14 protein-coding genes are annotated in these 12440 nt (G+C 65.4%); 3 read left to right on the forward strand and 11 right to left on the reverse strand.

The features are described 5' to 3' along the window. On the reverse strand, positions 1 to 75 hold a 75-nt coding region (locus AC5RW2_RS28580; RefSeq protein ID WP_494074803.1), incomplete at its 3' end, for a 50S ribosomal protein L35. Positions 76 to 220: 145 nt separating this feature from the next. Continuing rightward, positions 221 to 1195: a translation initiation factor IF-3 gene (gene infC / locus AC5RW2_RS28585; RefSeq protein WP_493964061.1), complete on the reverse strand. Its 975-nt coding sequence runs from the start codon at positions 1193 to 1195 to the stop codon at positions 221 to 223. 338 nt (positions 1196 to 1533) lie between these two features. On the opposite strand from infC, the gene AC5RW2_RS28590 reads away from it, so the two are divergent. Further along, positions 1534 to 1953 carry a DUF1844 domain-containing protein gene (locus AC5RW2_RS28590; RefSeq protein WP_493939775.1) on the forward strand — a complete coding sequence of 140 codons (420 nt, stop codon included), beginning with the start codon at positions 1534 to 1536 and terminating at the stop codon, positions 1951 to 1953. Between the two features lie 99 nt (positions 1954 to 2052). On the opposite strand, the gene AC5RW2_RS28595 is transcribed toward AC5RW2_RS28590, so the two are convergent. The 7 genes from AC5RW2_RS28595 to AC5RW2_RS28625 all read right to left on the reverse strand — a co-directional run bounded on the left by AC5RW2_RS28595 (position 2053) and on the right by AC5RW2_RS28625 (position 6708). Continuing rightward, entirely contained in the window at positions 2053 to 2901 is an 849-nt protein-coding gene (locus AC5RW2_RS28595; protein WP_493952351.1) for an SseB family protein, read from the reverse strand. A 9-nt stretch (positions 2902 to 2910) separates the two neighbouring features. Next, positions 2911 to 3651: a bifunctional 1-(5-phosphoribosyl)-5-((5-phosphoribosylamino)methylideneamino)imidazole-4-carboxamide isomerase/phosphoribosylanthranilate isomerase PriA gene (gene priA, locus AC5RW2_RS28600; protein ID WP_493952352.1), complete on the reverse strand. Its 741-nt coding sequence runs from the start codon at positions 3649 to 3651 to the stop codon at positions 2911 to 2913. A 45-nt stretch (positions 3652 to 3696) separates the two neighbouring features. Continuing rightward, positions 3697 to 3858, reverse strand: a complete 162-nt coding sequence (locus AC5RW2_RS28605) for a hypothetical protein (protein ID WP_169303872.1) — start codon at positions 3856 to 3858, stop codon at positions 3697 to 3699. 2 nt (positions 3859 to 3860) lie between these two features. Next, entirely contained in the window at positions 3861 to 4502 is a 642-nt protein-coding gene (hisH, locus tag AC5RW2_RS28610; protein ID WP_493952353.1) for an imidazole glycerol phosphate synthase subunit HisH, read from the reverse strand. Further along, on the reverse strand, positions 4499 to 5116 hold the full coding sequence (hisB, locus tag AC5RW2_RS28615) for an imidazoleglycerol-phosphate dehydratase HisB (RefSeq protein ID WP_493952354.1): 618 nt from the start codon (positions 5114 to 5116) through the stop codon (positions 4499 to 4501). Before hisB ends, hisH begins: the two co-directional genes overlap by 4 nt. A gap of 57 nt (positions 5117 to 5173) precedes the next feature. Further along, on the reverse strand, positions 5174 to 6283 hold the full coding sequence (locus AC5RW2_RS28620) for a histidinol-phosphate transaminase (protein ID WP_493964060.1): 1110 nt from the start codon (positions 6281 to 6283) through the stop codon (positions 5174 to 5176). Positions 6284 to 6354: 71 nt separating this feature from the next. Then, positions 6355 to 6708 carry a LysM peptidoglycan-binding domain-containing protein gene (locus tag AC5RW2_RS28625; RefSeq protein ID WP_493952356.1) on the reverse strand — a complete coding sequence of 118 codons (354 nt, stop codon included), beginning with the start codon at positions 6706 to 6708 and terminating at the stop codon, positions 6355 to 6357. Positions 6709 to 7008: 300 nt separating this feature from the next. On the opposite strand from AC5RW2_RS28625, the gene lexA reads away from it, so the two are divergent. Then, complete coding sequence (lexA, locus tag AC5RW2_RS28630) at positions 7009 to 7758, forward strand: transcriptional repressor LexA (protein ID WP_493952357.1); 750 nt, start codon at positions 7009 to 7011, stop codon at positions 7756 to 7758. Between the two features lie 68 nt (positions 7759 to 7826). Here lexA and AC5RW2_RS28635 read toward each other — a convergent pair whose 3' ends face one another. Together AC5RW2_RS28635 and hflX are read right to left on the reverse strand one after the other, a co-directional pair. Continuing rightward, the gene (locus tag AC5RW2_RS28635) at positions 7827 to 9866 is read right to left on the reverse strand and encodes an ATP-dependent DNA helicase (protein ID WP_493964059.1); all 2040 of its coding nucleotides are present in this window, start codon (positions 9864 to 9866) and stop codon (positions 7827 to 7829) included. After that, a complete protein-coding gene (gene hflX, locus AC5RW2_RS28640; protein WP_493964058.1) occupies positions 9859 to 11400 on the reverse strand; it encodes a GTPase HflX in 1542 nt (513 codons plus the stop codon). Before hflX ends, AC5RW2_RS28635 begins: the two co-directional genes overlap by 8 nt. Positions 11401 to 11828: 428 nt before the next feature. On the opposite strand from hflX, the gene AC5RW2_RS28645 reads away from it, so the two are divergent. Next, complete coding sequence (locus AC5RW2_RS28645) at positions 11829 to 12440, forward strand: class I SAM-dependent methyltransferase (protein ID WP_493952360.1); 612 nt, start codon at positions 11829 to 11831, stop codon at positions 12438 to 12440.

The following is a 12440-nucleotide window of genomic DNA, read 5'->3' on the forward strand; positions in this document are numbered from 1 at the left end:
CTGGCGCTTGAGCTTGCCGCTGCCGGTGAGCTTGAAGCGCTTCTTGGCGCCGCTGTGGGTCTTCTGCTTCGGCATGGCTGCCGTTCTCCTTACGTCTTCCTCAGGTCGTTGCGGACCTTCGGCTCGTGCGGTGCCGCTACGGGCACCGGCGGTTTACTTGTCTACCGGCACCGGGCACAGGGCTGTGCCCGGCGGGATGCCGGATGCTCTCTGGACGGTCTTAGCTCTTGGAACCGGACCGGCCAGCAGGTTTGGGGGCGGCAGGCCGCGCTGCCGGCTTGGGCCGGGCTGCGGGCTTGGGCGCCGCGGGCTTGGCCTCGGCAGGTGCCGCAGGCTTAGCGGGAGCGGCAGGCTTGGCCTCCGCTGCAGGCTTAGCCGGAGCGGCAGGCTTTGCCTCTTCCGCTGGCTTCGCTTTCGGCGCCGCTGCAGGTTTCGCTTCGGGCTGTTCCTCCGGCTTGGCCTCGGGCTCAACCACGGCTGGTGCTTCGGGCTCAACAACAGCCTGGGCTTCAGGCTCGGCGACAGCCGGTGCGGCCTGCTCGACAGGTGCTTCGGCGGCTTCCTCCGACTGGCTTGCCATGGCGGCAAGGCCCGGTGCCACGTCGCCCAGGCTCTGCGTGAACGGTTCCTCATGGGCGGAGGTTTCCACCCGCTGCTTGCCGGCCTCGTTCGCTGCCTTGGCGTCTGCCTTCTGCGCGGCGCGACGGGCCTCTGCCTTAGCCTCGGCCTTGTTCTTGGTCGGGCCGATCACCATGACCATGTTGCGGCCGTCAATCCGCGGAGTCGATTCGATCACGCCGACCTCGGCGACGTCCTCGGCGAACTTGTGCAGCAGGCGGATGCCCATTTCCGGGCGCTGCTGTTCACGGCCGCGGAACTGGATCATGGCCTTGACCTTGTCACCGGCCGCGAGGAACCGCAGCGCATGGCCGCGCTTCGTCTCGTAGTCGTGCTTGTCGATCTTCAGCCGGAACCGGATCTCCTTGAGCACGGTGTTCGTCTGGTTCTTGCGCGCCTCGCGTGCCTTGACCGCAGCCTCGTACTTGTACTTGCCAAAATCCATCAGCTTGCACACCGGAGGCTTTGCCTGCGGCGCGACCTCAACCAGGTCAAGATCCGATTCGGTGGCCAGACGCAGCGCATCCTCGATGCGCACAATGCCTACCTGTTCACCGTTCGGTCCGACTAACCGCACCTCGGGAACACGGATACGATCGTTGATTCTTGGCTCGCTAATGGGTGGCTCCTGTCACTGATATTCGTCTGCCGCCGGCAATGAAAGAAGGCCTCCCATTGCAAGCGCAACCGAAGGCCTCGAAGTGGCGGCAGGGAGGAACTGGAAGGTTCCGGACTGGAGCTGGGCAACCTTCTCGAAGGTTGCCGGCCACACCCTGCCGACCGAAACCCGGCAGCTCTGGCTAGCCATACCGACGGGTGGGAGAGGTCTCCGCTTGCAGATTGGACCCCGCTTCGCCACGTGCTCTCAGGCACATAAGTCACCGGATCCAATTGGTCTGTGACAAGCTTACCAGTATGAGCAGCTCAGATAACAATCCGCAGACCGACGGTCACCGCCATAGCTTCGCGCCAGACGAAGGTTCTGCTTCCACCCAGGAACAGGAAGTCCTGGGCCAGATGCGCGACATCGCCGAAGTGCCCGCCGTGGAAGTCATTACCACCGCGGCTGTCCACCTGATGAGTGCCGCCGCGGTTAAATGCGGTTTGGCCGCCGGCGACGACGCGGAAGAGCTCAAAGATCTGGACGAGGCCCGCAAGCTGATCACCGCGCTGGCCGGCTTTGTGACCGCTGCTGCGCCGGAAATCGGCAGCCAGCATGCCGGCCCGTTACGCGACGGCCTCCGCTCCCTGCAGCTGGCTTTCCGCGAGGCTTCCGTCATCCAGGACGAGCCGGGCAAGGGCCCGGGCGAGAAGTTCACCGGTCCGGTCAACTAGCCTGGCAAGAACTACGGAACTGAGAAGAACGACGCCGGTGCGCGCACCGGCGTCGTTCTTGTCTTTCCTGCAACGCGTGCTGGCGGATCCCCGCCAAGCTCAGCGGGTGAACTTCAGCTCCAGCGAATCCACGCGCTCTGCAAACTCCGGCCGTGCCTGCAGCCGCTCTTGGATCCGCCTTGCCATGTCAGCCAACTGCTCGCGGCCGAGGCCGTCACGCACCTGCAGCACCAAGCGAAGCTCCGGGCCGTGGCCTCCGCCTGCCACCACCGATCCATCCGCCGTCCGGACCGCGATGCCGGCGCCCGGTGCAACGGAAGCGGCCATGACAGCTTCTTCGGTGCTGGTCGCTTCGGCCACCCAGTCCAGCAGCGCCGGATCGCGATAGGAGGGCACCCATTCGTGCTGCTTGGCCAACGCCCACACGGCCGGCCGCCGGACCACGAAGGTCAGGTCTGCGCCCGGATCCATGACCATCAATTCTGCGTCTTCCGACACTGCCGCCAAAGCCGCCCGCGGAGCGTAGACGGCGACCGGTCGGGCTTCGGGATGCCAGGCTTCAAGGGCGGCGGTATTGCTGAACGCGGGAAGCGCCCGGCGCCCGTCCGGGGCTTGCAGGGTCACCAAGGCCATATCCGCCTGCTTGTCCGCAGTCAGGCCATCGGCGCCCTCCGCCGCTTCTCCGAGCGTGGCGACGATGGGGACGAAGACCCGGGCGTTGGCCAACGCGGCCACCACTTCCGCTTCCCCGCCGGTGCCGGCGGCCAGCCACTGAAGCGCAGCCTCATAGGCCGGATCGGTGCCGCCGTCGTCGTGATCGAACTGGTGCAGCGGATTTCCCGTGCCGCTCAGGTCCCGCCCGGCCCAGCTTTGGCCCGCCGAATCCTTCGCACCGCCCGCTCCCGCCAAAGCAGCAGCAATGTGGGCGGGCAGCTCCTTCTTTCCCACGCTGGTTCCTCAGCGCCGTCCGGCGACGTCGAGGGCTTCCGGAAGGGTGAACTTGCCCGCGTAGAGCGCCTTGCCGACAATCGCTCCTTCGACTCCCGTCGGAACGAGTTCACGCAGGGCGCGCAGGTCCTCCAGGCTGGAAATGCCGCCGGAAGCCACCACCGGCTTGTCCGTCCGCTCGCACATTTGCCGCAGAAGGTCGATGTTCGGCCCGCGCAGTGTCCCGTCTTTGGTCACATCGGTCACCACGTACCGGGCACAACCGGCATCTTCGAGGCGGGACAGGACCTCCCAGATGTCTCCGCCTTCCTTCGTCCAGCCGCGGCCCGCAAGCGTCGTGCCACGGACATCAAGGCCGACAGCGATGGCGTCCCCGTGCCGTTCAATGGCGCGCGCGGTCCACTCCGGGTTTTCCAGAGCAGCGGTGCCCAGGTTGACGCGGGCGGCACCAAACTCCAGCGCCCGTTCCAAGGACTCGTCATCGCGGATGCCGCCGGAAAGCTCCACCTTGATCTTCAGCTCGTCGGCGACGCGGCGCAGCACCTCGGTGTTGTTGCCTCGGCCGAAGGCCGCGTCGAGATCCACAAGGTGCACCCACTCCGCCCCGTCGTTCTGCCACGCCATGGCAGCGTCCAGCGGGTCGCCGTAGCCGGTCTCGCTGCCGGCTTCACCTTGGACCAGCCGGACTGCCTGGCCGTCTGCTACGTCGACCGCGGGCAGGAGTTCAAGGATGGGCGTTTGGTTCGTCATAGTGATTCCGCTTTCTGCGCCGTCAGCTGCGCGGGCTGTGGGTGGTTACTCGGTCGGACCGAGGGTGAGCAGGTAGGCCGCCAGCAGGGACATACCGGCCAAAATCCAGAAGACGATGGCCGACCACTTGGGCAGCCGCTGTTGCCGGAACGAGATGGCCCCGCCGGCCAGCAGCCCGGCCAGGGCCATGAGGAGGAGGCTGCCCACGGCTACCGCAGCGTCTTCAGCCAGTTGCGGAGCAACTCCGCGCCGGCGTCCCCGGATTTCTCCGGATGGAATTGCGTAGCACTCAGCGGGCCGTTTTCAACGGCTGCGATGAACGGGGCCCCGTGGGTGGACCAGGTCACCCGCGGCGGCGTCATCGCCGGCTGGGTGACATCAAAGTTCCAGTGCTGCACCCCGTAGGAGTGCACAAAGTAGAACCGCTCGTCTTCGATGCCGGCGAACAGTCGGCTGCCTTCCGCGGCATCAACGGTGTTCCACCCCATGTGCGGCACCACCTCCGCTGGCAGCGCTTCCACGACTCCGGGCCATTCCCCGATCCCCTGAGTGCGGACGCCGTGTTCCACGCCTTCTTCGAACATGACCTGCAGGCCCACGCAAATGCCCAGTACCGGCCGGCCGCCGGCCACCCGGCGTCCGATCCAGCGAAGGGCGTCAACAGACTTCAGCCCTTCCATAACCGTGGCGAACGCACCGACACCGGGCACCAACAGGCCGTCGGCGTTGAGTACATCCTCGGAAGCATGGCTGAGCGTGACGTTGGCACCGACGTGTTCCAGCGCCCGGACCGCCGAGCGCACATTCCCGGATCCGTAGTCCAGTACCGTGACTTTGGGGCCAGCCGTCATAGGGCACCCTTCGTTGAGGGAATGCCCTCGACTCGGGGATCGGGTTCAACGGCGGCGCGCAGTGCCCGGGCGAATGCCTTGAACTGGGCCTCAACGATATGGTGCGGGTCGCGGCCGCCCAGCACGCGCATGTGCAGGCAGATCTGGGCGTGCAGCGTGATGGATTCGAAAACGTGGCGGGTCAGCGATCCGGTGAAGTGTCCGCCGATCAGGTGGTATTCCTGGCCCGCCGGTTCTCCCGAGTGCACCAGGTAGGGGCGGCCGGAGATGTCGACGACGGCATGGGCCAGCGCCTCATCCAGCGGCACCGTCGCTTCGCCGAACCGGCGGATGCCGGCTTTGTTGCCCAGTGCCTGCTTCAAGCTGTCGCCGATCGTGATGGCGACATCTTCCACCGTGTGGTGGGCGTCAATGTGGGTGTCGCCGGTGGCCTGCACGGTCAAATCGATCAGCGAATGCTTCGACAGGGCCGTCAGCATGTGGTCGTAGAACGGCACGGTGGTGCTGATCTCGGAACGGCCAGTGCCATCGAGATCCAGTTCAACCAGCACGGACGACTCACTGGTGATGCGTTCGAGGCGTGCGGTACGTCCGGTGGTGGTGTCCACGGTCATGGGAGTCCTTTGACGAAATGGTCGACCGGCCGAAGCCGGTGCGCTCTTACTACAAGTTTAGGAGACCCGGCTCGACATCAGAGCCTTGATGCCGTCGAGGAAGGCTGTGGTCTCGGCCTCAGTGCCCGCGGTTACCCTCAAATGTCCGGGAATTCCGACGTCGCGGATCAGCACACCGGCTTCCAGAAGTCCCTGCCACACCGCGTGCGGGTTTTCCAGGCCGCCGAAGAACACAAAGTTGGAATCGGACGGTGCTGGTTTCAGCCCCAGGTCGGCCAGCTCGTCGACGATGCGGTCCCGCTGGGTCTTGATGTCCTCAACGTTGGCCAGCAGCGCATCGGCATGTTCCAGTGCGGCCAACGCCGTCGCCTGGGTGACGGCGGACAGGTGGTAGGGCAAGCGAACCAAGCGCAGGGCATCGGCAATCTGCGGCGCAGCGGCAAGGTATCCCACTCTGGCGCCGGCCAGGGCGAAAGCCTTGCTCATGGTGCGGGAAACTATGAGCCGCTCGCGGCCGGGCAGCAGCGTCAGCGCGCTCGGCGTTCCAGCGTGGGCGAATTCGGCGTAAGCCTCGTCCACGATCACGATGGCGTCGGACGCCTCCCCCGCCTCGTAGGCGGCCTCGACAACGTCAAGCCCCAGAGCGGTGCCCGTCGGGTTGTTCGGGGAGCAAAGGACGACGACGTTCGCGGCAGTCTCCGAGACGGCGGCGGCCGCCGCTTCCGGAGAAAGCGTAAAGTCTGCTCCCCGCGGGACGGCAACATACTCGGTGTCGGTTCCGCTGGCCAGCAGTGGGTACATGGAATACGTCGGTGGGAAACTCAGCAGGGTCCGGCCCGGTCCGCCGAAGGCCTGGAGGATCTGCTGCAGCACTTCATTCGAGCCGTTGGCCGCCCAAATGTTCTCTGCCGTGAGGCCATGTCCCAGGTAGCGGGACAAGGCCGTCCGAAGTTCGGCAAACTCGCGGTCCGGATACCGGTTCAAGCCAGCAGCAGCGGTACTGACGGCAGAGACGATGGCCTGATGCACCGACTCGGGCAGCCCGTGCGTGTTTTCGTTGACATTGAGAAGAATGGGCACCTCTAACTGGGGTGCGCCATAGGGCTCCAGGCCCCGGAGATTCTCCCGTAACGGCAGACGGTTCAGGCGTTCTAGCTGCTCACTCACCGATCCAGCTTAAGCTTCGGTCCGCCCGGGGCAGGAATCGGGCGGACCAAAGCGGCTCATATTACGGTTGCTCACCGCGTCGACGGCACGAGCAGCTGCTGGCCGGCATGCACAATGTCCCCGCCCAGACCGTTCAGCTGCGCAATCTCGAAGATGACATCATGCGGATTGCGGTTGGGGGCGGAGCGCACTGCCACGTCCCACAGTGTCTGCCCGCTGCCGACCGTAACAGTCACAGCGGGCCCGGGCCCCAAACCCCCGGCAGTGGCCATTGCCGGTGCAGTGAAGAAACCGATCAAGGTGAGCGCAGTGGCCGCGGCAAGCATGAGCGGCAGGCCAATCAGCAGCAAACGGCCCCGGCGGGTGAGCCGGAGGCGGGTGTAAGCGCGAAAGTCTGCGGTCTGCGGTGCGAGCTGGGCGGACATGGTGCCACCTTTCCGATTTTCGATCTATTTCGACTGGTTTCGATCATCAAACCACTGCGTTCGAACACATCTTCGAATCTGTCTTCTACAGTTCTAGCACTGGTGATCGACTGTTGTCGAGACTCAGTCGAACAAATGTTTGAAATTCCTCACCACCTCGCCTAGCGTTGGAGGCATAAGCGGCTGTGAGTTGCAGTGCATCAGCCGCCACTGACAGAACAGTCGAGACAGCATTCCGAGTGCCGGTTCCGTATCAGCCGGAACGGCACCTGGACCATCATGGGAAGACCGGGGCCGGACATGTCCGAAGAGACCACCACCACTGCCGGAGCACGGCGACGCGGCCGTCCCGTCAAGGTCGGGCGCAGCCTGACCCCGCGGCAGAAGAAGATCCTGGAAACCATTCAGCGCTCCGTTCTTGCCCACGGGTACCCTCCGTCCATGCGCGAGATCGGCGACACTGTCGGTTTGGCAAGCTTGTCCAGCGTCACCCACCAGCTGACTCAACTCGAGAAGATGGGCTACATCCGGCGGGATCCGAAGCGCCCGCGGGCCATGGAGATCCTCACTCCGCTGACACTCGAGCACGGTGGCGTGGAAATAGTGGGCGTCGACGAGCCGCAACAGCTGCGCAGCTCCAGCGGCGTCGCAGTGTCCGAACTCACCACGTCATCGGATACGGCGATGGTGCCGTTGGTGGGCCGGATCGCCGCCGGCGGACCGATTCTGGCTGATCAGGCGGTCGAAGACGTTATGCCCCTGCCCCGGCAGTTGGTGGGGCACGGTGAGTTGTTCATGCTTAAGGTCTCCGGCGATTCGATGATTGACGCTGCCATCTGCGACGGCGACTGGGTGGTGGTTCGGCAGCAGCATACCGCCGAGAACGGCGACATTGTGGCGGCGCTGCTCGACGACGAGGCAACGGTGAAGACGTTCCGGCAGCGCGATGGGCACACCTGGCTGCTACCGCAGAACACGCGTTATGAACCGATTCTGGGGGACCACGCAACCATCATGGGCAAAGTTGTCTCCGTCATGCGCGCACTCTGACCGGTAGGTCGCGATCCCCGGTTCAACTCGCCTGAATCGGCGGCGGTGACCCGGTCCCCGCCGCCGGTTCAGGCTGCGGCAGCCGCCAGCCGCTCCAGGATCTGGCGGGCGATCGCGCCGTCCTTTGTGCTCCAAAACGGCGGCAGGGCGCTGCGGAGGAAATTCCCATAGCGGGCGTTGGCCAGACGGGAATCCAGCACGGCCACAACACCCTTGTCATTGGCGGCACGAATCAAACGGCCGGCCCCCTGTGCCAGCCGCACCGCGGCGTGGGTGGCCGAGACCGTCATGAAACCATTTCCTCCGGCCTGGGCCACCGACCGGGTACGGGCGGTGGTCAAGGGGTCGTCGGGCCGCGGGAACGGAATGCGGTCGATGACTACCAGCCGGCATGCCTCGCCCGGAACATCGACCCCCTGCCACAGCGTCATGGTGCCGAACAAGCAAGTGTCCGGTTCATCGGCGAATTGGCGGACCAAGGCCCCCATTGATGATTCGCCCTGGCACAGGATGGTCAGGTCGGTGCGTTTGCGTATTTCAGCGGCAGCTTCTTCTGCCGCACGTCGCGAGGAGAACAACCCGAGGGCACCGCCGCGTGAGGCCTGCAGCAGCTCCTCGAGTTCGTCGAGCTGCTCCGGGCTGGTGCCGCGGCCCGGCTTGGGCAAATGCGATGCCACATACAACACCCCCTGGCGGGGGTAATCGAAAGGGCTGCCCACATCGGCGCTCGAATAGGCCGGCGCCCCGGCCCCCAACAGTCCGAGCGAACCGGCAACGGCGTCGAAGGTTCCCCCCACCGACAGCGTGGCAGACGTCAGCACGACTGTGTGTTCGTCGAACAGCCCTTCGCGCAGCCTGGACGCGACAGACAACGGAGCAATGTTGAGCGTTGCCGGTTGGTCATCGCTGGCGACGTAGTCGCCGGTCTCGCCGTACGTGCTGGGGCGGGTTGCCCAAATAACCTCGCGGGAATCGGCTGCCGAGAGCAGCCGTTCAGCCATTTCCAGCACCGCAGAAAGACGGGAACGGGCCATTTGCCTCCCGCCGTCCGCCGCGCCTGATCCCTCGGGTTTGGAATCGGATAGCGCTGCGCGGGCGGCCTCCCGCAGTTGCATGAGCACCAGTTCATGCTCCTCGCGCAGGCCGGAGGCCAGTAATCCGCTCGGCAGGGGCTCCAGAACATCCTCCAGCGCACCGGCAGCCGAGTTAAGAGGCTCCACGCTGATCCCGGTGTGCTTGCGCGCGGTGGAAGCCGCGGTGCGGACCATGGCCGCGGACAGCTGCCCGGCCACGGCGCTGGTCACGCGGTCCTGCAGTTCGTGGGCCTCATCAATGACCACCACGTCGTAGTCCGGGAGCACTGCGACGCCCTCGAAGGCATTGATAGCGAGCATGGCATGGTTAGTGATCACGATGTCCGCCTCTGCCGCATGCCCTCGCGCCAGTTCGCTGAAGCATTCAGCGGCGAGGGGGCACTTTTGCGCGCCGAGGCATTCCATCGATCCCACGGAGACCTGGCGCCACGCCCGGTCGCTGACACCGGGTACCAGTTCATCGCGATCACCGGTCTCGGTCTCCTGCGCCCATTCGCGCAGGCGCAGCACCTCCTTGCCCAACGCACTCGCTGCCCCCGTGGAAGCCCCTCCGGCGGCAGGAGCCGGGTGCGGGACGGCGTCCTCGCCCAGGCTGAACAGCGTGGCGGGAGCGTCTTCGTCCGGAAAGCCGCCGGCCAGTTTATGCAGGCAGACGTAATTGTTCCGCCCTTTGAGCAGAGCTACGTCCAGCGGTCGGGGAAGCTCATCGGCGACGGCTTCCATCAGCCGCGGAAGATCCCGTTTCACGATTTGCGCTTGCAGGGCCAGGGTCGCGGTCGAGACGATGGCGGGCTTCTCCCCCTCCAGCGCCTGCACCAGGAGCGGGACCAGATAGGCCAAGGACTTGCCGGTGCCGGTGCCCGCCTGCACCAACAGATGCTGCCGGCGGTCGAAAGCCTCGGCCACTTTGGCAGCCATCTCATGCTGGCCGGCGCGATGCTGGCCGCCCATGCCTTGGACTGCGACATCAAGCAGCCGCAATGCCTCGCCGGCCGGAACCCGGGTATCAGTCATGTCGCAGGAATCGCTCCAGCTCCGCGGCCAGGCCCTCACGCACCAGCACATCGAGCCGTGTGCCGTCTTCTCCGTGCTCCATCGCGAGGATTTCGGCGTCCTCGTTGTGCAAACGGTTGATAACTTCGCCGTGGTCGTAGGGCACCAGCAGCCGCAGCTTCACACTTGGCCGCGGGATGGTCTCGCTGATCTTTCGCAGCAGCGCATCCATGCCTTGGCCGGTGCGTGCCGACACCACAACATGGTTCGGTTCGCGCTGGCGCAGGCGTTCGACCACAAAAGGATCGGCGGCGTCGGCCTTATTCAGCACCACGATTTCGGGAATATGCCGTGCCTCCACCTCGGTGAGCACCTCCCGCACCGCGGCGATTTGGCCCTCCGGGTCGGGGTGTGAGACGTCGACGACATGCAGGATCACATCGGCGTCGGCTACTTCTTCCAGCGTGGAGCGGAAGGCTTCCACCAGCTGTGTTGGCAGCGAACGGACGAAACCGACGGTGTCGGCGAGCGTGTAGCCGATGCCGTCGGGCGTCTCCGCGCGGCGGACGGTGGGGTCCAAGGTGGCAAAAAGCGCATTCTCCACCAGCACGCCGGCATCGGTCAGCCGGTTGAGTAGCGACGACTTACCGGCGTTGGTGTAGCCGGCGATGGCCACCGACGGCACGGCATTGCGGCGGCGGTTGGCCCGTTTAGTTTCCCGGGCCGGCTTCATGCCCGCGATTTCGCGGCGCAGTTTGGCCATCCTGGTGCGGATACGACGGCGGTCCAGTTCGATCTTGGTCTCACCGGGTCCGCGCGAACCGATGCCGCCGCCGGCAGCTCCAACCCGGCCACCGGCCTGGCGGGACATAGACTCGCCCCAGCCACGCAGCCGCGGCAGCAGATACTCCAGCTGGGCCAGCTCGACCTGGGCCTTGCCTTCGCGGCTTTTCGCGTGCTGCGCAAAGATGTCCAGGATCAGCGCCGTGCGGTCAATGACCTTGACCTTGACGATGTCTTCCAGGCCGCGGCGCTGCGAAGGCGAGAGTTCGCCGTCGACAATAACTGTGTCCGCACCAGTGGACATCACGATGTCCCGCAGTTCCTGGGCTTTTCCGGAACCGAGGAAAGTGCCCGGATCCGGCTTCATTCGGCGCTGCACAATGCCGTCCAGCACTTCGGACCCGGCGGTCTCCGCCAGCGCCGCCAGTTCCCGCAGGGAGTTGTCTGCGTCGTCGGCCGTGCCTTCGGTCCAGAGACCGGCCAGAACCACGCGTTCCAAGCGCAGTTTCCGGTACTCGACCTCGGTGACGTCTTCCAGCTCGGTGGAGAGGCCTGCGACGCGGCGGAGGGCACGACGTTCGGCCAAGTCCTGCTGGTCGCCGTCGAATTCGGAATGCTCGGAATCAAGTTCGGACAGGGCCTGCGCTCGTCCGGCGATGCCCGGGTTGCTGCGTGCCGCAGTGTCTCGGGCAAGAATGCGGTCAATGACGGCCTGAATCTCATCCGGCGTCATTTCCGGTTCCGGGGACGGCTGGGGGCTGTTGGTGGTCATGCTCTCCTTCGAAATGTCCGTGGTCTTATCGTAGTCCTCCGGGGTGCGTCCGGCAGAGCCCGAAGATGCGGTTTGTGGATGATTGGCCAAAAGTCCTCCTGGCATGGGCCCCATTGGTGCGGGGCAGGATATGCATGGCTGCTGGCGCCTGCAGGTGCGGCCGGCATACCCGGCACCGGGACCGTGAAGCAGCCGGTATCGCGCGGCTGCGGAGGTGAGGCGTTCCACAAGAGTTTCGAGGAACGGTGATTGCCCGGCGTCCGGGGAGAATGGATTCTCAACCAACGGCACGCGCTGTCCCATGGTGAACGGGCCAGCTTGTTGCGGCGCAATCATTACTTCTTCATGGTGGAAACGCTACCAGAGCCGGAGCAGCTTAGGTCCGCCTTGATACCGATTCCGCTATGCGCGCACTAATCTGGCCGATTATGGGAACAGAGCACTACTTCAGCCCGCAACCAGGCAAACCCGAGGTTCGTCGCACCCTGGAGGTCGAGCTGGACGGCCGCCCGCGCCAGCTGCAGACGGCTGGCGGCATCTTCAGTCCGGACGGTGTCGACAAGGGCACGGCGGTGCTACTGGCCGAGGTTCCGCCGCCGGCTGCCGCAGGCAATCTGCTGGACATAGGCTGCGGCTGGGGCCCGATTGCGCTGACCATGGGCCTGAAGTCTCCCGGAGCCACGGTGTGGGCCGTCGACGTCAACGAGCGCAGCGTTGCCTTGACCAACGACAACGCCGCGTCGTTGGGTCTGGACAACGTGCATGCCTGCCTGCCGGACGAAGTGGACCCGTCGCTGCAGTTCGAAACCATCTGGTCAAACCCGCCGATCCGGATCGGCAAGAGTGAACTTCACGAGCTGTTGTTGCTGTGGCTGCCCAGGCTCGCGCGGGGAGGCACCGCCTGGCTGGTGGTCCAGAAGAATCTGGGGTCGGACTCGCTGCAGCGCTGGCTCTCGAACGAACTGCCGCCGGACTTCTCCGTCAGCCGGGAAAGCACCGCCAAGGCCTTCCGCGTGCTCTGCGTCCGGCGCGCAGGCTGA

This window comes from Arthrobacter sp. B0316-1-20, from assembly GCF_059091865.1.